General features: G+C 28.7%; 23 protein-coding genes and 1 riboswitch. Of the genes, 16 read left to right on the top strand and 7 right to left on the bottom strand.

Annotated elements, in window-relative coordinates; all coding sequences use genetic code 11:
- Nucleotides 1-80 precede the first annotated feature (80 nt).
- The 8 genes from rnmV to BN2920_RS00725 all read left to right on the top strand — a co-directional run bounded on the left by rnmV (nt 81) and on the right by BN2920_RS00725 (nt 6,725).
- Complete coding sequence (gene rnmV / locus BN2920_RS00760; RefSeq protein WP_058293159.1) at nt 81-638, top strand: ribonuclease M5; 558 nt, start codon at nt 81-83, stop codon at nt 636-638.
- Nucleotides 639-1,487 carry a 16S rRNA (adenine(1518)-N(6)/adenine(1519)-N(6))-dimethyltransferase RsmA gene (gene rsmA / locus BN2920_RS00755; protein WP_058293158.1) on the top strand — a complete coding sequence of 283 codons (849 nt, stop codon included), beginning with the start codon at nt 639-641 and terminating at the stop codon, nt 1,485-1,487.
- Nucleotides 1,488-1,603: 116 nt separating this feature from the next.
- Nucleotides 1,604-3,259, top strand: a complete 1,656-nt coding sequence (locus tag BN2920_RS00750; protein ID WP_058293157.1) for a DUF7922 domain-containing protein — start codon at nt 1,604-1,606, stop codon at nt 3,257-3,259.
- Nucleotides 3,260-3,276: 17 nt separating this feature from the next.
- The gene (locus tag BN2920_RS00745; protein ID WP_058293156.1) at nt 3,277-3,843 is read left to right on the top strand and encodes a hypothetical protein; all 567 of its coding nucleotides are present in this window, start codon (nt 3,277-3,279) and stop codon (nt 3,841-3,843) included.
- Between the two features lie 104 nt (nt 3,844-3,947).
- The gene (locus BN2920_RS00740; protein ID WP_058293155.1) at nt 3,948-4,709 is read left to right on the top strand and encodes a prolipoprotein diacylglyceryl transferase; all 762 of its coding nucleotides are present in this window, start codon (nt 3,948-3,950) and stop codon (nt 4,707-4,709) included.
- Nucleotides 4,706-5,542, top strand: coding sequence for a YhfM domain-containing protein (locus tag BN2920_RS00735; RefSeq protein WP_058293154.1), 837 nt, complete (start codon nt 4,706-4,708; stop codon nt 5,540-5,542). Before BN2920_RS00740 ends, BN2920_RS00735 begins: the two co-directional genes overlap by 4 nt.
- A gap of 20 nt (nt 5,543-5,562) precedes the next feature.
- Entirely contained in the window at nt 5,563-6,408 is an 846-nt protein-coding gene (locus BN2920_RS00730) for an Mrp/NBP35 family ATP-binding protein (RefSeq protein WP_058293153.1), read from the top strand.
- A gap of 122 nt (nt 6,409-6,530) precedes the next feature.
- Nucleotides 6,531-6,725, top strand: a complete 195-nt coding sequence (locus tag BN2920_RS00725; protein ID WP_058293152.1) for a ferredoxin — start codon at nt 6,531-6,533, stop codon at nt 6,723-6,725.
- Nucleotides 6,726-6,869: 144 nt separating this feature from the next.
- Here the strand turns inward: BN2920_RS00725 and thiT are convergent, their stop codons facing one another.
- The gene (gene thiT, locus BN2920_RS00720; RefSeq protein WP_058293151.1) at nt 6,870-7,556 is read right to left on the bottom strand and encodes an energy-coupled thiamine transporter ThiT; all 687 of its coding nucleotides are present in this window, start codon (nt 7,554-7,556) and stop codon (nt 6,870-6,872) included.
- 138 nt (nt 7,557-7,694) lie between these two features.
- A riboswitch (TPP riboswitch) is annotated at nt 7,695-7,796 on the bottom strand.
- A gap of 25 nt (nt 7,797-7,821) precedes the next feature.
- Complete coding sequence (locus BN2920_RS00715; protein WP_058293150.1) at nt 7,822-8,028, bottom strand: hypothetical protein; 207 nt, start codon at nt 8,026-8,028, stop codon at nt 7,822-7,824.
- Nucleotides 8,029-8,321: 293 nt separating this feature from the next.
- Here BN2920_RS00715 and BN2920_RS00710 point away from each other — a divergent pair, with 293 nt between their 5' ends.
- The 6 genes from BN2920_RS00710 to BN2920_RS00685 all read left to right on the top strand — a co-directional run bounded on the left by BN2920_RS00710 (nt 8,322) and on the right by BN2920_RS00685 (nt 16,571).
- The gene (locus tag BN2920_RS00710; protein WP_058293149.1) at nt 8,322-10,430 is read left to right on the top strand and encodes an anaerobic ribonucleoside triphosphate reductase; all 2,109 of its coding nucleotides are present in this window, start codon (nt 8,322-8,324) and stop codon (nt 10,428-10,430) included.
- Nucleotides 10,431-10,797: 367 nt separating this feature from the next.
- Entirely contained in the window at nt 10,798-11,958 is a 1,161-nt protein-coding gene (gene nifV, locus BN2920_RS00705; RefSeq protein WP_058293148.1) for a homocitrate synthase, read from the top strand.
- A 66-nt stretch (nt 11,959-12,024) separates the two neighbouring features.
- On the top strand, nt 12,025-13,947 hold the full coding sequence (locus tag BN2920_RS00700; RefSeq protein ID WP_058293147.1) for an aconitate hydratase: 1,923 nt from the start codon (nt 12,025-12,027) through the stop codon (nt 13,945-13,947).
- 310 nt (nt 13,948-14,257) lie between these two features.
- On the top strand, nt 14,258-14,767 hold the full coding sequence (nrdG, locus tag BN2920_RS00695; RefSeq protein WP_058293146.1) for an anaerobic ribonucleoside-triphosphate reductase activating protein: 510 nt from the start codon (nt 14,258-14,260) through the stop codon (nt 14,765-14,767).
- A gap of 77 nt (nt 14,768-14,844) precedes the next feature.
- Entirely contained in the window at nt 14,845-15,720 is an 876-nt protein-coding gene (locus BN2920_RS00690; RefSeq protein WP_058293145.1) for an aldose 1-epimerase family protein, read from the top strand.
- A gap of 236 nt (nt 15,721-15,956) precedes the next feature.
- The gene (locus tag BN2920_RS00685; RefSeq protein ID WP_058293144.1) at nt 15,957-16,571 is read left to right on the top strand and encodes a DNA-3-methyladenine glycosylase; all 615 of its coding nucleotides are present in this window, start codon (nt 15,957-15,959) and stop codon (nt 16,569-16,571) included.
- Between the two features lie 62 nt (nt 16,572-16,633).
- On the opposite strand, the gene BN2920_RS00680 is transcribed toward BN2920_RS00685, so the two are convergent.
- Together BN2920_RS00680 and BN2920_RS00675 are read right to left on the bottom strand one after the other, a co-directional pair.
- Nucleotides 16,634-17,041 (bottom strand): GtrA family protein, encoded by a 408-nt coding sequence (locus BN2920_RS00680; RefSeq protein ID WP_058293143.1) that lies wholly within the window; start codon nt 17,039-17,041, stop codon nt 16,634-16,636.
- 10 nt (nt 17,042-17,051) lie between these two features.
- Entirely contained in the window at nt 17,052-18,017 is a 966-nt protein-coding gene (locus BN2920_RS00675) for a glycosyltransferase family 2 protein (RefSeq protein WP_058293142.1), read from the bottom strand.
- A gap of 295 nt (nt 18,018-18,312) precedes the next feature.
- Here BN2920_RS00675 and BN2920_RS00670 point away from each other — a divergent pair, with 295 nt between their 5' ends.
- On the top strand, nt 18,313-18,786 hold the full coding sequence (locus BN2920_RS00670) for a hypothetical protein (protein WP_058293141.1): 474 nt from the start codon (nt 18,313-18,315) through the stop codon (nt 18,784-18,786).
- A 46-nt stretch (nt 18,787-18,832) separates the two neighbouring features.
- Here the strand turns inward: BN2920_RS00670 and asnS are convergent, their stop codons facing one another.
- Both asnS and BN2920_RS00660 read right to left on the bottom strand, forming a co-directional pair.
- Nucleotides 18,833-20,227: an asparagine--tRNA ligase gene (asnS, locus tag BN2920_RS00665; RefSeq protein WP_058293140.1), complete on the bottom strand. Its 1,395-nt coding sequence runs from the start codon at nt 20,225-20,227 to the stop codon at nt 18,833-18,835.
- Between the two features lie 242 nt (nt 20,228-20,469).
- Nucleotides 20,470-21,168 carry a metallophosphoesterase family protein gene (locus BN2920_RS00660; protein WP_058293139.1) on the bottom strand — a complete coding sequence of 233 codons (699 nt, stop codon included), beginning with the start codon at nt 21,166-21,168 and terminating at the stop codon, nt 20,470-20,472.
- 423 nt (nt 21,169-21,591) lie between these two features.
- Between BN2920_RS00660 and BN2920_RS00655 the strand changes: the two genes are divergently transcribed.
- Complete coding sequence (locus tag BN2920_RS00655) at nt 21,592-22,668, top strand: M24 family metallopeptidase (protein ID WP_058293138.1); 1,077 nt, start codon at nt 21,592-21,594, stop codon at nt 22,666-22,668.
- 91 nt (nt 22,669-22,759) lie between these two features.
- Here BN2920_RS00655 and murC read toward each other — a convergent pair whose 3' ends face one another.
- The gene (murC, locus tag BN2920_RS00650) at nt 22,760-24,139 is read right to left on the bottom strand and encodes a UDP-N-acetylmuramate--L-alanine ligase (RefSeq protein WP_058293137.1); all 1,380 of its coding nucleotides are present in this window, start codon (nt 24,137-24,139) and stop codon (nt 22,760-22,762) included.
- Nucleotides 24,140-24,223: the final 84 nt, after the last annotated feature.

Here is a 24,223-nt window from a genome sequence, read left to right as displayed (position 1 = left end):
GAATTTTATAAATTAATAGTTAATTAGGAATAATAATTAAAAACACTTATTCTTAAATAGTGATAAAGGAGAGTATGGTTTTGATAAAAGAAGTTATTGTTGTTGAAGGCAGAGATGATGTGGATGCTGTTAAAAAAGCATTAGATGCAGAAATAATAGCTGTTGGCGGATTTGGAATAAATGCTAAAGTTATTGATAGAATAAAAGAGGCACAAAAAAGAAAAGGCGTAATTGTATTAACTGACCCTGATTTCGCAGGAGAAAAGATAAGAAGAATAATTTCTAAAAGGGTTAAGGGAATAAAGCATGCTTATATTTCAAGAGAAGATGGAACAAAAGATGGAGACATAGGTGTTGAGAATGCTACACCAGAAGTAATATTAAGAGCATTAGAGATGGCAAAGATTACTCAAGAAGAAAAGATTGAATTCTATACAATGCAAGACATGTTTTATTTTAAATTAACAGGGGATAATACATCTAGAGAAAGAAGAGAGGCACTCGGAAAGATTTTAGGTATTGGATATGGAAATGCAACTCAAATGGTGTCGAGATTAAATAATTATGGAATAAGCAAAGAAGAATTTAGTAAAGCTATAGAAGAAATAGAAAAACAATTGGAAGCAGGTAATAGATAGATGGATTTAAATGATTATAAAACACAAGAATTGGTTAAAAAATATAATTTTAGGTTTTCAAAAAGTTTAGGCCAAAACTTCTTAACAGATGAATCTGTATTAACAGACATTGTAGAAGGCGCAGAAGTTAATAAAGATGATTTTGTTATTGAAATAGGGCCGGGAGTTGGAACTTTAACAGCTCAGCTTTTATTAAAAGCTAAAAAGGTAACATCAATAGAATTAGATAATGATTTAATTCCTATACTTACAACTGAGCTTGGAGAAAATGAAAATTTTTCATTAATACATAAAGATGCATTAAAAGTTGATTTTAATGAACTAATAGGTGATGAGAAAAGTGTTAAATTAGTTGCTAATTTACCTTACTATGTTACAACACCAATAATAGTAAGACTTTTAAAAGAACAGTATAATTTTAAATCTCTAACTATAATGATACAAAAAGAAGTAGCTGAAAGAATTAATGCTGAGCCAAATTGTAAAGACTATGGTTCGTTATCTGTTTTGGTTCAATATTATTGCAATACAAGTATAGTAAGAAGAGTTCCACCAACTTGCTTTATACCAAGACCTAAAGTAGATTCAATAGTTATAAGATTGGATAGATTAGAAAAACCAAGAGTTGAAACTAAAGATGAAAATCTTATGTTTGAAATAGTGAGAGCTGGATTTAATATGAGAAGAAAAACTTTATGGAATGCAGCTAAGACATTGAAGGTAGAAAAAGAAAAATTAGAAACTGCGTTTGAAAAGTCTGGAATAGATCCGAAGAGAAGGGCGGAAACATTAACATTAGAAGAGTTTGCAAAATTAGCAGATTCTATATACGATGTAAAAAATAATTAGAAGAAATTAAAGACAGGAAGTGGTATGGCTTTCTGTCTTTTTGATTTTAAAAAATCATAATCCTTATTTTAAAACATATAATGTATGGAATAAATATATGTGGAGGGAATATTAATTTGTCTCATAATAAATTGTATAGAAATTTCATAATATTACAAGAAGATGAGAGAGGATACTCATCAGAAAATGGGAAAGCTCTCTCAGGATATGCAAAGGTAGAAGCCAAGGGGGATAAGTGTAAAATATCTTTTTATGCTCAAAACCTTAGAAAAGAAGATAATTATTCTATGGTACTTATTTGCTGCAAAAGAGACTTTAAAGAGTTAATTGATTTGGGACCTTTAACAATAAATGAGGTTGGAAAAGGAGATACCAGCAAAGAATATTATATAAATAATATCGCAGGTCTTGGAGTCTCATATGAAAAAATTTCTGGCGCAGGTATATGTAAAGTATCAGGAAATGATTTGAATTTTATAATGCATGGCTTCATGAATGGTGAAGAGCCAACTGAGAATTGGAGAAAATTTAAATTAGTAAGAGTTGAATCGAAAAAAGAAGATGTAGTATTAGAACCTAAAAAGCTTGATGAAAAAATCATAAGTGCTAATGAAAAAATCATAAGTGCTAATGAAAAAATCATAAGTGCTAATGAAAAAATAGTAAATTCAAAGGTAGATGATATAGGTAAGGCAGAAAGAATTGAGAACATAAAAATAGGAACAGTAGAAGTATTAGAATCAGTAGAGAAAACTGATACTAATATAGAAAGTGTGGAAGAGAAGATAGAAGAAAATATATTATCTTCAGATGAAAGAAACAAATGTAAGAAGTGTGATAAAGAAGAAGATAAAAAGGAAAAGCATAAAAAAGAGGAATGTAAGAAAGAAGAACATAAGAAGGATGAATGCAAAAAAGAAGAGTGTAAGAAGGATGAATGCAAAAAAGAAGAGTGTAAGAAGGAAGAGCACAAAAAGGATGAAGAACATAAAAATGAATGCAAGAAATGTGAGAAGGGCGAAGCAAAGAAAGAAGAGTATAAAAAAGAGAGCTTTGAAGAAATAATAGATAATCTTTGCGATAAAATAGAAGAGTGCAATCACATAATAGATTTTGATATACAGGATATGAATTGCGATTACATGGTTTATGGTTTTATAAAGAAGAAATATGATAATAAATGTGAGTGGAAGAAATTTAAATTAAATAGAAGTAAGAGTGATATGTACTGTAAAACACATATAAATAAAAGAATAGAAGAAAACACAAGGCTGGATTTAGATTTAGACACACCAGACTTTGATAAATATGAAAGAGATATTAAAGAAAATGTGAATACTTCTAAAGATTTTGCTATGAACGGAAGTGTGGGAGAATACTTTGAAAAAATAGCAAGAGGTTTTGATGTATATGAGGACAAACTAAATGATATCAATAATTGTAAATGGTATAGAGTTAATGTAGATAGTATAGATGATTTATGTAATGAATCAAATTATAACAAATATACATTAGCGTATTATCCAATGATAAACTATTATCCATATATAAGCAAAAATAATCATTTCTTATTAGGTTATAAGTGTGATACAGAAGGAGAATTACAGTATATAGTATATGGTATACCAGGTTCTAAGGATAAAGAAGATCAACCGTATGGAGGAAAAACAGGATTCGTAACATGGACAAATAGTAATAATAGAAGTCAGGGATATTGGCTAATGTTCTATGATTTTAAAAATTCTTCAATTGTAATACCTATGAAGAAATAAAAATAAGTTGAACAGATATGAATAAAAAGCAGTTAATTGTTACGTCCATATTAATATGTTTAATGTTGTTACTATCCATAGTTCAAGGTTTTTTCAATAAAAACTTTAATAAGGTGGCTCTTACGGATAATGGGATAAGTGAATTTAAGGAATATAATTTTGATAAAAGTAACTATATTATTTCTTTGCCAAATGAATGGACGGTAGTTGAGAGAATGGGAGATAATCAATACATAAATAATGTATTGAATTTTACAGATGGAAATAATAAACTTACTGGATCATTACAAATTATTAATACAAATGATGAGATTGAAGCCTTTGCAGAGAGAGATTCTAAAAACCAATCTTTAAAGTATTCTAAATTAGAAATAATGCCTTATAAATATAAAAGTAATATTGGGGTTTTATCAACATATGAAACTACCATTAGAAATGGCTATGATTTTAAAAATCAATGTTATTATTTACAATTCGAAAAAGGTAAAATAGTTAAGATATTATTTAATGTAAAAGAAAAAAATTATAAAGAAAATATAAAATCAGTATTTAATTCTATTGTTTCCAGTGTAGAGCTTAGTTAAGCGATAATATTTGCTAATAATGAGCATTAGTATTATAATTTTAAGTACCAATGAGAGGCTGTTTTGTTTCTCTTTGGTACTTGTTTAATGTAAGGAGGAAATTAATGAGGATAACACTATTTGAGATATTTGGGTTAAAAATCAGAAGTTATGGACTGATGATTGCAATTGGTATAATTATAGCTTCTAGCTTATTAATCAGAGCAGCTAAGAAGAAAGGCTATGATGAAGATTCATTATTAAATTTAATTATATTTGCTGTAATAGGTGGAGTGTTAGGCGGAAAGTTATTATTTATAATAACTGAATTTAAGGAAGTTTTACAAGATCCAAGTATATTGAAAAACTTTGGATATGGGTTTGTTATTTATGGTGCTATAATCGGTGGAGCTCTATCTATATATTTATACTCTAAGAAAAAAGGGTGGAATACGTTAGAATTATTAGATATGACTATTCCAGGTGTAGCTATAGCACAGGGATTTGGAAGGATAGGTTGTTTTCTAGCAGGTTGCTGCTATGGGGCTGAAACGGATTTGCCAATTGGAGTTGTGTTTCCAGAGGGGTCTCTTGCACCAGCTGGAATTCATATTCATCCGACTCAATTATACTCATCAGCTTTCGATTTTATATTAGGATTTTTCCTTTTATATTATTCAAAGAAAGAGAAGAAATCTGGAAAAGTAGTAGGTTGTTATTTAATCATATATAGTATAGGTAGATTTTTGATTGAGTTCTTGAGAAATGATCCAAGAGGTAGTGTAGGAATTCTTTCTACATCACAGTTTATTGCTATATTTACTTTAATCATTGGAATAGTGGTTTTTAATTTCCATAAGTTGATTAAAGGAGTGTATAGGAAGTGAGAAAAAAGAAATTTATAATTTTAAGTATATTAATAGTTACTATTATAAGTAGTTTATTCTCAGGATGTACTTTATTGGACAATTTAGCTATTAAGGCTAATTTGAGAAATGAAAGTTTTGACTACATAAAGCAAGAGAAAGTAGATCAAATAATAATACAAAATTTTAGAGATAGTGGATTTAGATTTATAGTAAATGATCCTCAGGCAATTAATGATATATATAAAATTTTGAAGAAGGGCAAAATCGTTTCTGATAAATCTTCTCTTGATCCTGATTACATATTTGAAGTTCAGATTGGAGACGAAGTAAAAAAGTATAATTATATAGTTGGTACTGATGAAAAAGGTAAGGGTAATTTTTATAATGATCAAGAGTCATTTATAGTTCCAAAGACTTTGGAAAATACAATAATGCAAAATCTTTCATTTATAAGAAAGCCAAGAGATTTTCAATATATTTACTATCAATCAATCCTTGATATACTTGAATTAAAAAAAGATGCATTATCATCTAATAGTAAAGTCGGAATAGATATTTCAGGTGATACAGAATGCTTGAAATATATATTTTCAGTAGAATTATTAGATTTTGAAGAGAGCATAAAGAAAATACTACCTAATGCTGAATTAGTTAAAAACAATTCAGATCAATTTGATACAATAATAACAGTTAAAAATAGAGGGTATAGCACAACTATATTTAAAACATTGATAACTGTGGATAATAAAAAAGACAATTCTTATGAAAATTACTATATTCAAGCTGAATATAGTTATAAGGATTGGAATATTAACATTAGTGAACCAAATGAAAAGCCAAGAGATTGGTAAAGAGCAAGGAGGACTATGCGATGGGAAACTGTGATAGCTGTCCAAGTAAGGGCACTTGTCAAACAAAAAAAGAAGATTGTAATGGTGTAGAATCTTCAAAATTACAGCCAAGATTCGGAAGGATAAAGAATGTTATAGGTGTAATAAGTGGTAAAGGTGGAGTTGGTAAATCAACTGTAACTGGTATCATGGCAGCAATGTTAGCTAAAAGAGGATATAAGGTTGGTGTACTTGATGCTGATATTACAGGACCTTCTATGCCAAGAGTTTTGGGTATAAATGAGAAGAGAGCTGGAATAGTGCCTATTAATGATGAGGTTGTTAGATTTGATCCAGTTGAAACTGATTGTGGTATAAAAGTAATATCAATGAATCTTGTTAATCCAGTAGAAGAAGAACCTCTTATCTGGAGAGGCGGGATTATAAATGGCGTGCTTAAACAAATATTTGTTGATACTAACTGGGGAGAACTTGATTATTTACTTATAGATATGCCACCAGGCACAGGAGATATTGCATTAACTGTTATGCAGGAGTTTCCTATAAATGAACTAGTTATTGTTTCAACACCACAAGATATGGTATCAATGATAGTTAAGAAAGTTGTAATAATGGCTAATAAAATAGGTGTTAAAATTAAAGGCGTCGTAGAAAATATGGCTTATATTAATTGTCCGGATTGTGACAAAAAGATAAGAGTATTTAGTAATAAATCATCTGAAGAAAATGCTGAATATTTAGGAATACCATTAATAGGAGAACTTCCTATTGATATTAATCTTACAGACGCATTAGCGCAAGGTAAATTAGAAGAGTATGTTAAAGAAGATCCATTATATTCATTAATATTCGAAGGATTATATTAATAAAACTTACTGCCCAAGAATGATCTGAAAATCATTCTTGGGCAGTATTATTTTGATTATGAATAATTCTTCTATTATAGGTAAATAATAAAATTGAAATTTTTTAGAGAGGAAGTATGAAAATGAAAGCTGCAGTTGATAAAGATACTTGCATAGCATGTGGATTATGTCCATCTATATGTCCAGAATGTTTTGAAATAGAGGATGATGGAAAGGCTGGATTCATAGTTGATGAAGCACCAGATGGAACAGAAGGAGAAGTTCAAGAAGCTGTAGACAGCTGCCCAGTAGCTGCAATATCAATTGTAGAAGAATAGAAAACTTGATTTTTGTTATTTCTTCTATAATTGTAGTCTTAATTTATATTAAGAAATCATATTTTAGAAAATAAAAAATGATTATATTTAATAGTAAAACTATTTTAAATATAATCATTTTTTTATTTTAAAGTAATAATGATATTATACTGTACCAAACTTAGATGTAGCATTTATTATTCTGTTAACTGGAAGGACTGATACTATTACTAAGCATATGATACCTTCTATTCCTATCATAGGTCCATTAACAGATAATGAGTAAATCCAAGAAGACATTCCTTCAGGAGCATACATACCAAAGAAGGCAACTCCTGATATAAAGTGACACAAAAATCTAATGAATACAGATATACCTACACCGAGTAATCTCTTGTCCTTAAAGAATCCAGCAAGTCCTAAAGCAGTAAATGGAAGTGGATAATCAAATAGTACTTGGACTGGATGAAGGATATATGGATCCATAATGAATGTAATTACTCCATAAAGGAATCCTGTTAAACATCCAACCTGAGGTCCGTACATAAATGCAATAAGCAGTATAGGAACCATACTTCCTAAAGTTATACTACCTCCTTGTGGAAAGTGATAAAGTCTAAGTAGTTTTAGTATAGTTGCTAATGCTAAAGCAATCCCTATTCTTGTTATTAATTGAGATGTAAATTCTATCTTTTTTGCTTTAATTAATACAATTAATAATGCGATACATCCAATTATAGTAGCAACTGTTAACCACGCATTCTGTGGATTTTCTGTAAATTGTTCCTTTAAACTAGGAACAATCTGAGTTAATGAAAAGAATTCATCCTTCCATCCAAAAAAATTTTCCATAAAAAAACCTCCTTTGTGTGCTTGTCCATATTATTTTATATGGATTGGGTAAGCCAGAGTATAAATCAAATTTTTTTATTATAGTAGAAAATTGATTCAACTCTATACAGGAGATATCAACCGAATAAATAGATATTTATTTTTATAAGGTTGCATTCCCTACGCTAGAATTAACTAGATCAGGTTTAAAGGGTTTATGATTTCTCAAATCTCAGCACAAAGGCTCCCCTAGCACATTACTATATTATTTATTGTATATTTAAATCTATATATAGTCAATTACATTATATACATTTAATTTATCGATATTATTATGATGAGAAATATATGAAGATGTATTTTCGTTTAAAGGCATATTGTAAGTCTTAATTGTATTATTTAATAAACTATGAGATGAAATGGTTGAGATATTATTATTATTATCAATTATTGAGCTTTCTTTAAATGTAGAATCCAGAATAAATCCTTTCATAATTAAAACCTCTTTTTTTATATTATTTTATAAATATTTTTAACAAAAAAATTTTTTTTATTCCTTAAAATAATACTGAATCCACATGTAATCTGATTTTAAATGATCTTTAAATTAGTCAAATATCCAATATGGGTAAAAATTCGAATAATATGAAGATAATATGACCTAACTAGATATAATTGAAATATTTTCGTTTAAAAATAAAAAATTAGAAGTATTGCTAACACATATTTAATAAAGTATAATAAAACAATGATGATACTAGATATTGTGTTGTGGGAGGAATATTAATGCTATATGTTGTAAAAAGAGATGGGAGACAAGTGGATTTCAACTCTGATAAAATAGCTCAAGCTATAAAGGGCTCAGCTAATGAAATCGGTTTAGATTTAAAAGAAAGTCAAGTTCTAGATACGGTAAAAAAGGTAATATCATTTATAGAAGTAGAAGCAAAATTAACTATAAGTGTAGAAGAAATTCAAAATTTAGTTGAAAAAGCATTGAGCGAACAAGGTCTTAAGGAAATTGCAGCGGCATATTCTGGATATAGACAAGAAAGAACAAAAGTTAGAGAAATAAAATCAGACTTAATGAAAGCTATACGTAGTATAGGTGTAGAAACAGATAGAGATAATGCAAATGTAGGAAATAACTTTAGCTCAAAGTTATTAAGAATAGCATCAGAATCAAATAAGTGGAATACTTTAGCAATAATGCCAAAGTTCTTAGCTAAGGCTCATGAAACTGGAGACTTATATTATCATGATTTAGATAGTTATAATTTAACTGTAAACTGTCTACACATACCTACAAGAGAAATATTAGAAAAAGGTTTCAACACTGGATATGGAACAATAAATGCTCCAAAGAGAATAGAAACAGCAGCAGAATTATCTTGCATATTACTTCAATCAACTCAAAACGATATGTTTGGGGGCCAATCACATCCAGATTTTGATAATGATATGGCAATCTTTGTAGAACCTACAAGAGAAGAGATTAGGAAAGAATTTAAAGAATTAGGTTTATCAGATGAAAAGATTAATGAAGTGTTAGAAAAGAAAGTAAGGGAAAGAGTTCACCAAGCTATGCAAGGTGTAGTTTATAATTTGAATACAATGCATTCAAGAGCAGGATCTCAAGTTCCGTTTAGTTCAATAAACATAGGATTGCCTACAAGTGAAGATGCGGCATTAGTATGTGAGATTTTCCTTTTAGAATATGAAAAAGGATTAGGTAAAGGAGAACAACCTATTTTCCCTAATATAATTTTTAGAGTTAAAGAAGGCGTAAATAGAGAAGAAAATGATCCATACTTCTATTTATATAAATTAGCATGTAGAGTTGCAGCAAAAAGAATGAACCCTACTTTTATGAATATAGACGCAGACTTTAATAAAGAATACTATGATAAAGGATATGTTCCAGCAACAATGGGATGCAGAACATACATAATGAAGAACGTTAATGGGGAGCCTGGTTGTAAAGGAAGAGGAAACATTGCTCCAACAACTATTAATTTACCAAGAATAGGTCTACAAGCAAAGGGCAGTGTAGATAAATTCTTTGAAATATTAGATTCAAGACTTGAATTAGCAAAGGATTCTCTACTTCATAGATATGATGTGTTGAAAAAACTAAGAGTTAAAGATTTACCATTTGTAGTTGGGCAGGGTCTTATGAAAGGCTCAGAAGGCTTAGAGCCAGATGATTCTATTGAACCAATATTAAAACAAGGAACTTGGGGAATTGGATATATAGGTCTTGCAGAAACCTTAGTAGCATTAGTTGGAAAGCATCATGGTGAAGATGAAGAATCTAGGAAACTAGGAGTAAAGATTGTTGAATATATTAGACAATATACAGATAGATTATCAGAAGAACTAAGTTTAAATTGGAGTTGTTATGCTACTCCTGCAGAAGGCCTTTCAGGAAAGTTTATAAAGCAGGATCAAAAGATATTTGGAATAATAAAAGGCGTTACAGACAAAGAATATTATACAAATAGTTTCCATGTACCTGTTGGTTATCCTATATCAATAAAAGATAAAATAGATATTGAAGCACCTTATCATAAACTATGCAATGGAGGTCATATAAGTTATATTGAAGTAGATGATTATCCAAATGCTGAAACTGTTATGGATATAGTTAATTATGCATATAAGCATACTAATATAAGTTATATAGGGGTTAACTTCCATATCAGATACTGTAAAGAATGTGGAACATATCTTCAAGCAGGAGATAGTAAATGTACTAAATGTGGAAGTATGGATATTCAAGGAATATCAAGAGTTACAGGATATTTAAGTTTAGATGAGAGATTTGGACCAGGAAAGTGTCACGAAAGAGAAGATAGAATTTCTCACACAGAAAACCATACACATAATTATTAAAAATATATAAATTTAGAAGAGTTGCCATCAAGAATATATTTTAAATGGCAATTCTTTTTTATATATGAATAAATATTTAATAATGCTGAATTAATATTAAAAAATAGTAGTCTTACTAATAAGAAATTTACATTTTAGAATATGATATATAAATATAATGTTGCAATGTAAAAAAAAAATCTTGCAATAATTTTATTAAATATTCATTAAAATATATGAAATTAAATAATACATGAAGGAAGGTAAGGCGTCTGTTGCAAAAATATGATTATAAGTATTGGCAGTTAATGTATAATGTGATATTATATGATTATATATAATATTTTGAAATATTATGAGCAATATTTATAAATTGGGGGAAAGTACAATGGCAGTTATTGATTTGAAGACTGGAAGCAAAGTCACTATAGTAGATACTACTCTTAGAGACGGCGAACAAACAGCAGGAGTAGTTTTTGCTAACCAAGAAAAAATAGCAATAGCAGAAATGTTGAGCGACTTAGGTGTTGATCAACTTGAAGTAGGAATACCTACTATGGGCGGAGACGAAAAAGCGGCTATAAAAGAAATTGTTAAGAGAAATCTGAAGTCAAGTATTATGGCATGGAATAGGGCTGTTATAAGTGATGTAGAGCAATCAATTGATTGTGGTGTAGATGCGGTTGCAATATCTATATCAGTATCAGACATTCATATTGAGCATAAGTTAAGGACATCTAGAGAATGGGTACTTGAACATATGATAAAATCAGTAGAATTTGCAAAGAAGAATGGACTTTATGTATCAGTAAATGGAGAAGATGCATCTAGAGCAGACAAAGATTTCTTAGTGCAATTTATTAATGAAGCTAAGAAGGCAGGAGCAGATAGATTTAGATATTGTGATACCGTAGGTATAATGGAGCCATTCAAGATAAGAGATGATATAAAATATTTACATGATAAAACTAATTTTGATATAGAAATGCACACACATAATGATTTTGGTATGGCAACAGCAAATGCAATAGCTGGTATAAAAGGCGGAGCATCACATGTGGGTGTAACTGTAAATGGATTGGGAGAAAGAGCAGGAAATGCTGCGCTAGAAGAGGTATTAATGGCACTTATGCTTGTTTATGGATATAAAGGTGAAAATATAGATACTAAGATGTTTAAAGATGTATCGGAATATGTATCAAGAGCATCAGGCAGAGAACTTCCAAAGTGGAAAGCTATAGTTGGATCAAATATGTTTGCTCATGAATCAGGAATACATGCAGATGGAGCATTAAAAGATCCTAAAAATTATGAAGCTTTTGATCCAGCAATAGTCGGACTTGAAAGACAAATATTAATAGGAAAACATTCTGGACGAGCTGCTATAGTTAATAAGTTTAAAGAATATAATATAGATCTTACAGATGAAGAATCAAAAGGTATATTAGAACTTGTAAGATCAACTTCAGTTAGATTAAAGAGAACTCTCTTTGATAAAGAAGTAGTACAATTATTTAAAGAATATCAAAGATTGAAGTCTGAAAAGTAAAAATTATCTCAGGGGAATCCCAGAGGTTTAAAAATAAAAAAAGTGATGAAATAGGGGGAGCTATAGGTGGGCGATAATTTAGTTTATAAAATTTTAAAAACACATGTTGTAGAAGGAGAATTAAAAGCAGGAGAGCCAATAAGTTTAAAGATCGATAAGACTTTAACTCAAGATTCAACTGGAACTATGGCATATCTTCAATTAGAAGCTATGGGCATAGATAGAGTAAAAACAAAAAAATCAGTAGCATTTATAGATCATAATATGTTACAACAAGGATTTGAAAATGCAGATGACCATAAGTTTATTCAAACTGTAGCGTCTAAATATGGTGTATATTTTTCAAAGCCAGGTAATGGTATATGTCATCAAATTTTCTTAGAAAGATTTGCTACGCCAGGAGATACGTTAATAGGATCTGATAGTCATACACCAACTGCTGGTGGTGTTGGTATGCTTGCAATGGGAGCTGGTGGATTAGATGTTGCTCTTGCCATGGGTGGTGGGGCATATAATATTAATACTCCAAAAGTTGTTAAAATCGAACTTACAGGAAAATTAAATAAGATGGTAGCTGCCAAAGATGTTATTCTTGAAGTATTAAGAAAACTAACAGTTAAAGGCGGAGTAGGTAAAGTATTTGAATATGCAGGAGAAGGTGTTAAAACACTTTCAGTTCCAGAAAGAGCTACAATAACAAATATGGGAGCTGAACTTGGAGCTACAACTTCAATATTCCCTAGTGATGAAAGAACATTAGAATTCTTTAAGGCACAAGGAAGAGAAGAAGACTGGATAGAATTTAAGCCAGATGCTGATGCGGCATATGATGATGTAGTAACAATTAACTTGGATGAACTAACTCCACTTACAGCTAAGCCACATAGTCCAGATAATGTAGCTAAGGTTAGTGAAGTAGGCAAAATTAAAGTAGATCAAGTATTTATAGGTAGTTGTACCAATTCCTCTTATGAGGATTTAATGAAGGTTGCAAAGATACTAAAAGGAAATAAGGTACATCCAGATGTTAGTTTAGTAATTGGACCAGGATCAAGACAAGTTATGGAAATGATAGCTAGAAATGGTGCTTTGGCAGATATAATCAGTGCAGGAGCAAGAATACTTGAAAATTCTTGTGGACCATGTATTGGTATGGGTCAAGCACCAGGAACTAATGGAATTTCTTTAAGAACTGTAAATAGAAACTTCTTTGGTAGAAGTGGAACATTGTCAGGTCAAATATATATTGTAAGTCCAGAAACAGCAGCAGTTTCGGCAATAAATGGAGTATTGACTGATCCAACAGAAATGGATATAGATTTAACAATAGATATGCCAGAAAGATTCTTGATAGATGATTCTATGATTTTAGCACCAGCACCAACAAATGCTGAAGTTGAGGTGGTTAGAGGACCAAACATCAAGCCATTCCCAATAGGAAAAGAATTAGGCAGTGAAGTTGATGGAAAAGTAATAATTAAAGTAGAAGATAATATTACAACAGATCATATTATGCCTTCTAATTCTAAGTTGTTACCATTTAGATCAAATATTCCATATCTTTCAGAATTCTGCTTCAGTACAATCGATGAAGAATTCCCTAAGAGAGCTAAGGAAAATAATGGTGGATTTATAATAGCTGGAGATAACTATGGGCAAGGATCAAGTAGAGAACATGCTGCATTAGCACCATTATATCTAGGTGTAAAAGGCGTAATAGCTAAATCATTTGCTAGAATTCATAAAGCTAATTTAATTAATAATGGAATAATTCCAATGGAATTTAAGAATGCAGATGATTACAATAAGATTGATTTATTAGATGAATTAAAAATTGAAGGAATTCAAGATGCATTAAATACAGGAGCTGTTAAAGTTAAGAATTTAACTAAAGGAACTGAATATGATATATTAGTGGATTTAACTGATAAAGAAATTGAAGTTATTAAAGCTGGTGGAAGATTAAATTACGTAAAGAAAAACAGCTAAACATAAAATGATATTATGAGTGAATAATATAGAAAGTATAGTATTAGGAATATAGTATTCTTAATACTATATTTTTTATATACTATTAGTAAAACGGGTAAATTATAATCTAGCATATTAACAAAAAATAAATTATTAAAAAGTAATTATGGATTTTATAAGAAGTTATTTTTATAGAGGATTTAAAACATATAGGGTTACAGAAGATTGAAGGGATTAGATGTAAAAAAGTTAGTCTTTTATAAATTTTAAGTAAAATGTATAATAAATTATATATGATAATTATAATATAAAGAAAGAAGAGCTTATTATGGAAAAAAATATAAGATTATCAGGAATAGCATATGAGAGTTTGGTAAATGGACCAGGTATGAGAAGGGTATTTTTTGCACAAGGATGCAGACATAATTGTGAAGGGTGCTTTAATCCAGATACCCATGACTTTAATGGTGGAGAGTTAAGAAATATAGAAAAACTTATAGAAGATGTATTAGATAATCCAATGTTAAGAGGTATAACATTTAGTGGAGGAGATCCATGGGAACAGGCAGAAGAATTTGCATATATGGCTAAGGCATTTAAAAAAAATAATTTAAATATATGGTGTTATACAGGATATACATTTGAATATATATTAAAACATAAAAAAGAACGAAATGGATGGCAGGAGTTGATTACTAACATTGATGTTCTGGTAGATGGAAAATTTGATATAAATAAAAAAGATGAAAATTTAAAATATAGAGGATCTAGTAATCAAAGAATTATAGATGTCAAAAAGAGTTTAGAATCAGATATGATAGTAATCATGGAATACTAAATTTGTGTAATAAAATATTAAAAGAGAAATTTAAAAAATATTTTATAGGTAATATATATCGAGAGGGGGAAGAAAAAATGAATTACTTTTTAGAAAATGATAATTTAAGAATTGGTACCAGGACTTATGGTGGTGAACTTATAGCCATACATAATAAAATTAATGGCAGCGAATATTTATGGGATGGAAATCCTGAATATTGGAAATACCATGCACCTATATTATTTCCTATAGTGGGAAAGGTTGTTGACTGTAAGTATAGGGTTGATGGAAAAATATATGAATTACCACAACATGGTTTAGCAAGAACTTCAGAATTTACCCTTTTAGAAAAGAAAGAAGATGAAATAACTTTTGAACTAAAATACTCTGACGAAAGTTTGAAAGTATATCCATATAAATTTTTATTGAAATCTAATTATAAATTAGAAGGAAATACTGTTAAGGTTACATACACAGTAGAGAATGTAGATGATAAAAAAATATATTTTTCTATTGGATCTCATCCGGCATTTTTATGTCCTATAGATAGAAAAGATAATTTAATTGATTGCTATATTGAATTTAATGAAAGGGAAACTAGCAAAAGAATAGTTATAAATAATGAAGGATACCTTTCACGAACTAAAATTGATTGCTTAGAAAATACCAATAAAATAAACTTATCAAAAGAATTATTTAAGGATGATGCGCTAGTTTTTAATGATTTAAAGTCTAATAAAATTACTATAAAATCAAATAATAATGATAAATATTTAGAAGTAGACTTTACTGGTTTTCCTGATATGGGAATATGGGCGCCTAAAGATGGTGCTCCATTTGTGTGTATAGAGCCATGGTTTGGGCATGCAGATTATGAAGATTTTAATGGTGAGTTCACTGAAAAAGAAGGTGTAATGCCATTGAATGTTGGAGAAAAATTTACTTGTACTTTTAGTGTTACTGTTAAATAACAATAAAAAATATTATATTATAAAATTATATGGCTAGTTATTGTTATAACTAGCCATATAATTTTATGAACTTAAATTCTCAATTTAATATAGTATAGAATAAACAGTATAGTGAAAAAATATTAAAAGATATCCACAAAAAAGATGAAAAATTGATAAAATTGTGGATTATTATCATCAAATTGTGTATAAATAAGATCAAGAAAGTAAAAGTGAATAAAAAGAGGTAATAAGAAATGATTCTAGAAAAAGATTTTTTTAAACAAGGTGCATTAGATTTAGCAAAAGATTTATTAGGAAAAATCCTTGTTAGAGAATGTGACGGAAGAATACTCAAAGGAAAAATTGTAGAGACAGAAGCATATATAGGAGAAATCGATAAGGCATCTCATGCGTATAATGGAAGAAGAACAGAAAGAACAGAACCACTATTTAGAGAAGGTGGAATAGCATATGTTTATTTTATTTACGGAAAATATTTTTGCTTCAATGTAATAAGTGGAATTGAAAATAAAGGGGAAGGAGTTTTAATAAGAGCAATTGAACCACTTAATGAATTTGATTATTTAGCTGAGAAAAGATTTAATCAAAATTATGATGAATTAACTAAAGCTAAAGAAAAGGCTCTCACAAATGGTCCATCAAAACTTTGTTTGGCATATTCTATAGATAAAAGTGATAATTATAAAAAACTATATGAAAAGGGAAACTTATATATAGAGGATAATTATGAAGATAATTTGTTTGAAATAGTGGAATCTAAAAGAATAGGGATAGACTATGCTGAAGAAGCAATAGATTTTTTATGGAGATTTTATATAAAGGACAACAAATATGTTTCAAAAAAATAAAAGGAGATAGATCACATACAAAAAAGTAGTCTATTTCCTTATTTTTATTACATAAAAGTATTTTAATCATGCTTTTTATTAAATGCAAAAAATTTCATCAGAATAAATGTAACAGGAACTCCTATAATAGCTGCTGAGCAATATGCTATAAGTTTATGTAATCCCATTAAGTTAAATACTAAATAAACAACGATATTTTGAATTATAAAGTTTGGAATATATGAAATAGCAAATTTTATAAATTTAGAAAAATCAAGTTTTTCTTTAAATGTAATTATACTATTTAATATATATGAAATTACTAATCCAGAAATATATCCAGTAACAAATGCCATATTTTCATTTAAGAAACCAGAATACATATATGCAAAAATAACTCCATTAAAAGTATTTATAATACCTATAACTACAAATAGAATAAATTCTTTTGAAAAGAATGTAGATTTAAATTTTTCAAATAAATTATTCATAAATAAATACCTATTTGTCTTTCTCTTCATTATTGATTAATTTATCAGCTATGATAAATCTAGGTCTTTGTTTTGTCTCATTATATATTTTCCCAATATATTCTCCAATTACTCCAAGGGATAATAATTGAATTCCACCTAATATCCAAATAGAAAGTGTTAAAGAAGTCCAGCCTGTTACAGTTTCTCCAAAAAATTTGACAATAAATGAATATAATAATGCTAAAATACTAATAAAGCATATAGTAAAGCCAAGTCCAGAAATGATCCTTATAGGTTTTATGCTTAAAGAAGTTATACCATCGAGTGCAAATGCTATCATCTTTCTTAAAGGATACTTAGATTCACCTGCAAATCTTTCGTGACGCTCATATTCAACTATAGAATATCTATATCCTATTAGAGGAACCATACCTCTTAAAAATAAATTAACTTCTTTAAATTGAGCTAAGCCTTCTAATGCACGTTTGCTCATAAGACGGTAATCAGCATGATTATAAATCATATCAACTCCTAGTCCGCTCATGAACTTATAAAAAGCAAGAGCAGTTGTTCTTTTGAAAAATGTATCTGTTTGCCTTGATGATCTTACACCATAAACAATATCACTTCCGTTATAATATTCTTCTACAAATTTGTCTATAACATCTATATCATCCTGAAGATCAGCATCAAGGGATATGGTCATATCTGCATAATCTTTTGCAGTCATAAGACCTGCTAACAATGCGTTTTGATGCCCTCTGTTTCTAGATAAGTTTATACCAGAAAAAATATTATTTTTATTGTGAAGCTCTTCAATTATACTCCATGTTTTATCTTTAGAACCGTCATTAACAAATACTATCTTACTTTCTTTTGATATTATCTCATTATCAATCATGTTGGTAATTTTTTTAAACAATCTTTTAGCTGTTTCATGCAGTACCTCTTCCTCATTGTAACAAGGGATTACAAGGTATAAAATTTGGTTCATAAAATCGCCTCCAAGTGATTATTATATCATTAATTGTAATTAATATTAATATGGTAAATGATTAATACAGAAAAAATAATAAATTTTTAACAATATAATAATTATACAAAGAAGTTATGACTTTATATACATATATTAAACAATGTTTTTCGACAAAAAAAGTCTTTTAAGTCACAAGTAGATGTAAGAAAATTATTCTCATTTCATAGATAAAATTAATAGAATTAATTCTATTATAATAGTATAATTATAAGTACAAATCGTGAAATCAAAATGTGAAAAGAGAAAATAAGTTATGAGTTACAATGTTATTGATATTATTAATAAGTGTATATATATAGAAAATGAGCAAAAGAAAATGTTTGAAGTATTTTTAGATGATGATAATGCCTCTATAAAGTTACAAGTATTAGTAAAGGTATTTTTAAAAGATACGGATAGAATAATTAATTATTATAATCAATTAAAAGAAGAAATACTTGAATATGAACTTGAAGAGATAGATATTAGAACTTACGATAAGATAGCATTTCTTATGAATGAGTATAATATTAGAATGCATTCTGTAAACTTAAATAAGGTTTCACCTAGAGAATATTTAAAAATATTTTTAGAATTAGCACGAGATAAGCAGTCGTTATTTATTGATCTGCAAGGAAGATTTTATAATAATGCTAGGGACAGCCAAAGTAATACTTATAAGGTATTATCCAAGATAATTGAATATACAAAACGTCATACAAAAATGATTGAAAAGACAGTGTTATAAATAAAGAAGCATCCTAAAGTAGAAAGGATACTTCTTATTTTTTATATTAGAATTCACTACTTCCTGTTGTTCTAGGGAATGGAATAACATCTCTAATATTACCCATACCAGTGATATACATGATTAATCTTTCGAATCCTAAACCAAATCCAGCATGTTTAGTTTCTCCATATTTTCTAAGTTCTAAGTACCACCAGTAATCTTCTTTGTTAAGACCTAATTCAGCCATTCTAGCTTCTAATACATCAAGTCTTTCTTCTCTTTGGCTACCACCGATAATTTCTCCTATACCAGGAACCAAAAGATCTGTAGCAGCAACTGTTTTATTATCATCATTCATTCTCATATAGAATGCTTTAATATCCTTTGGATAATCAGTTACAAATAAAGGCTTTTTAAAATGTTCTTCAGTAAGATATCTTTCATGTTCAGTTTGTAGGTCGATTCCCCAAGATACTGGGTAATCAAATTCCTTTCCACACTTTTGAAGTATATCAACAGCTTCAGTATAAGTAACTCTAGCAAAGTCTGATGAGACAACATGATTTAATCTTTCAAGTAATCCTTTATCTACAAATTGATTGAAGAATTGCATTTCTTCTGGACATTCATCCATAACATATTTAATAACATACTTAAGCATTGCTTCTGCGAGTTCCATATCATCTTCTAAATCTGCAAAAGCTATTTCAGGTTCTATCATCCAGAATTCAGCAGCGTGTCTTGTTGTGTTAGAGTTCTCAGCTCTGAATGTTGGACCAAATGTGTAAATATTTCTAAAAGCTAAAGCAAAACATTCCCCATTTAATTGTCCTGAAACAGTAAGGTTAGTTTCTTTACCAAAGAAGTCTTGAGTATAATCAATATTTCCATCTTCAGTTAGTGGTGGATTCTTAGGATCAAGAGTTGATACTCTAAACATTTCTCCAGCACCTTCACAATCACTACCAGTAATTAATGGAGTGTGAGTATATACAAAGTCTTGATCTTGAAAGAACTTGTGTATAGCGTATGCAGCTACTGAACGCACTCTAAATGTAGCTGAAAAGGCATTACTTCTTGGTCTTAAGTGAGCAATTGTTCTTAAGTATTCAAATGTATGTCTTTTCTTTTGTAGAGGATAATCAGAATTAGACATACCTTCTACAATAACTTCTTTTGCTTGAATTTCAAATGGTTGTTTAGCATCTGGTGTAGCAACTAATGTACCAATAACAGATACTGAAGAACTTATAGGAAGTTTTGAAATCTCTTTGAAGTTTTCTAATTTATTATCAAAAACTACTTGAATATTTTTAAAAAAAGAACCATCATTGATTTCTATGAAGCCAAAAGCATTTGATGCTCTTAAAGTTCTTATCCATCCAGAGATAGTTACTTCTTTTGATAAGAACTCATCAGTGTTTCTATAAAGAGTTCTAATTAAATTTGATTTTGCCATTTATATGACCTCCGTTATTATAAATAAATATATAACATGTGTAAAATTTTTTACATTGTGATGTAAAAAATTTTACGTTTGAATTAATATGTTTATTATTACTTTATTAAATATTAAAAATAAAATTGTTAAAATAAGCAATAACTAGATTTTACAATACTTTCTTATTGAATGCAATTCCCAATTATTAATGATATTTCTATATAAGTTTATAGTTATAATTTTTTCAGCATTTAATAGGATTATTCATTTCCTGTTTCAAAGCTTTGAATTAATGTAGGAGGAAAGTTTAACATAGTCATATCTTTTACTATTTTCTTTACTTCATAAGAAATTTCTTTAAACTTAGCGCTTATTGTATTTTCTTCGGTGATTTCAATTATGCAATATGTACTATTTGGACGACCTATTTTAGGTTTGCCAACACTGCCAACATTAATATATGTTTTATTATTAATTTCTTTAATTCCAGGCAAATGAGTATGAGCACAGATCAATGCATCTTCTTTTATTTTATTTAAGTTCTCAACTGTGTTCTCTGAATCAATAAAGAGATATTCATTAATGCTAGATGGACTACCATGAACAAATAATAAATTTTTATCTCCAGCTTTTATTGTTAGCGATGAAGGTAATCCTTTAAGATATGATTTATTCTCAGCTCTTAATTCATTAACAGTCCAAGGCAAAGAGAACCTATTTATAGCTGTTTCTCTGATATAAGAGAATTCATTATCAGTTACTGAATTATCATAATTACCTTTTATGCAAAGTATATTTCTTCTCCTAATCATAGAAATAGTTTCATTAGGATGAGGTCCATATCCAACTAGGTCTCCTAAGCAAATAACTGAGTCAACCTTTTCTGAATCAATATCTTCTAGTACATTTATAAGAGCATAAATGTTAGAATGTATGTCTGAAATTACTGCAATTTTCACAAAAATCCCCCCGTGAGATAAGCTTCTAGTTGATAATGACAATAAAAATATTTTATTTAAAATGTAATTGTCATTTATCTAAAATTTAGATATATAAAAATACTATAATTTTAAAGTGTTATAATATTATTATAGCATTTACTTAATAAATAATATTATTAATTTTATAATAAAAATTATATACTTTTTATTATAAATATCACTAATCAAAAGCAAAGGATATTTATATATTCTAAGAAATATAATAATATATATTCTTAAGAATATAGGAATATAATTGAGCTTAGGCTCGCACATGTTCGCTTAGTAAGCGATTCACACCAAATGAAATATTTGATAGGCTCACAAGATAGGAACTCACTTATGAACTTGGGCCTAGATAATAAATTTTATTTTTAGATAAATCTAAGGAGGATATTTTTAATGAAACAAAGTAGAATAGACAATGTAATTAAAAAGATGAAAGAAAATAATTTAAAACAGATTATTGTAACATCAACAGCTTCTATATATTATTTAACTGGTAAATGGATTTCAAGTGGAGAAAGAATGATTGCTCTATATTTAAATATAGATGGAAAGCATAAATTTATAGTAAATAAACTTTTCCCTATAGAAGGAAATATAGGAATTGATATAGTATGGTATACAGATAATGATGATCCTATTTCTGTATTAGGAAGCATAGTTGAAAAAAATGAAGAATTAGGTGTTGATAAATTTTGGCCAGCACATTTTCTTATTAAATTAATGAATATTAACATTATTTCAAAGTTCGTAAATTCTTCAGACGTTATAGATGAATTAAGAATGAGAAAAGATGAGGAAGAAAAAGAACTTATGAGAAAATCATCTCAAATAAATGATAAGGTCATGGAAAGATTTTGGAAAGAGATTAAAGAAGGATATACTGAAAAACAATGTTCTAGAATATTAGCAGAATTATATGAAGAAGAGGGCGCTCAAGGATTTTCTTTTGAGCCAATTGTAGCATTTGGGGCAAATGGAGCTGATCCACATCATGAGTGTGATAATACAAAGCTAAAAAAAGGCGACAGTATAGTTATAGATATTGGAGGATTATATAATCATTATTGCTCTGATATGACAAGGACAGTATTTTTTAAAGAAGAACCAACTAAAGAAAAAAGAGAAGTATATGAAATTGTTAAAAATGCAAATTTAAAAGCTATATCAAAGGTTAAAGCAGGTGTGAAATTCTCAGAAATAGATGCTGCGGCTAGAGATTATATAACTGAGAGGGGATATGGAGAGTATTTTACTCATAGAACAGGGCATAGCATTGGAATTGAGGTACATGATAAAGGTGATGTGAGCTCAGTAAATAACGATGAGGTTCAAGAAGGAATGATTTTTTCAATAGAACCAGGAATATATCTAACTAATAAAATTGGAGTAAGAATAGAAGATTTAGTGCTTGTAACTAAAGATGGATGCGAAGTTCTTAACTCAGTTTCAAAAGATATAACAATAATTTAATTTTGAATTAAGTAAGATTAATGAATTTAACTAAAATAAAGGATCACATCAATATTAATATTGATATGATCTTTTTACTCTTAATATGAATTTATTTAGATTCTAAATATTTTTCTCCAACAATAACTACATCTCCAGCACCTACTGTTAATAATAAATCATCATTACCAACTTTAGACTTAACATATTCTAATGCTTCATCATGTGAATGAACATTAGTACATTTTATTCCTCTTTCACGTATAGCATCTCCAAGCATACCTGAAGATACTATTCCTGTATCTTTTTCACGTGCAGCATATATATCCATCAATATAAGCTCATCTGCATCATCAAAAGCAGTAGTGAATTCATCAAACAACGTTTTGGTTCTAGTATAAGTATGTGGTTGGAACACACAATATATTTTATTGTGATCTATTTTTTTTGCTGTACTTAAAGTCGCTTTAATTTCTGTAGGATGATGAGCATAATCATCAATTACAGTAACTCCATTAATTTCTCCCTTATATTCAAATCTTTTATGAGCACCCTTACACTTAGATAATCCACTAGCTATTGAATCATAAGTTATATTAAAAATTAGAGAAACACAAATTGTGGCTAAAGCATTTAATACATTATGCTTTCCTGGAACACTTAAAGATACACTAAATAAATTTTCGTCATCTTTATATACATCAAATGAAGCACAACCCATTTTGTTAAAATTAACATTTCTTGCAGTTACATCTGCATTTTCAAATCCATAACTTAATGTATTACATTTTGCTTTATTGATAATGTTTTTAACCCGAGGATCTTCTCCATATCCTACAAGATATCCGTCATCAGGTATTAAATTTGAAAATTTTTCGAATGTTTCAGCTATTTCATTTATATCTTTGTAGCAGTCTAAATGATCAGCGTCAATGTTTAAAATTACACCAACATAAGGGAAAAATTTCAAGAATGAACGTTTATATTCACAAGCTTCTGTTAAGAAGTACTCACTATTACCAATTCTGAAATTACCATCTATTATATCAAGTTCTCCACCAACCAATATGGTAGGATCTAAATTTCCATCAAGAGTAACATGAGATAGCATAGATGTACATGTAGTTTTTCCGTGTGTACCAGAAATAGCTACATTATATTTATGACCTTTCATTATATGACCTAAGAATTCAGCTCTATCCATTAATTGAATGTTTTTTTCTTTGGCTTCCAAAAGTTCTGGATTATCATTAGGTATTGCAGCAGTATAAACAATTAAATCAACATTATTAATGTTTTCTCTTCTATGACCTATGTATATTTCTGCTCCAAAAGACTTAAGCTTTTCAACAATCGGAGAATTTTTTGCATCAGATCCTGATACCTTAAATCCACTATTTAATAAAACAGCAGCAAGTCCACTCATACTGATTCCACCTATACCAATAAAATGAACTTTTTTATTTTTATCTTTTATAAAATCAAAAGACACATTAACAACTCCTTTTCATAAAAATATCTATAATTATTCTAAAAAATAAGAAAATTACAAGTAAAATAAATTTTTATCTATAAT

Origin of the sequence: Clostridium neonatale (genome assembly GCF_001458595.1) — a bacterium.
Taxonomy (GTDB): Bacteria; Bacillota; Clostridia; order Clostridiales; family Clostridiaceae; genus Clostridium; species Clostridium neonatale.
Note: the sequence above shows the minus strand (reverse complement) of the source record. Positions and strands in the feature narration are given on the sequence as shown.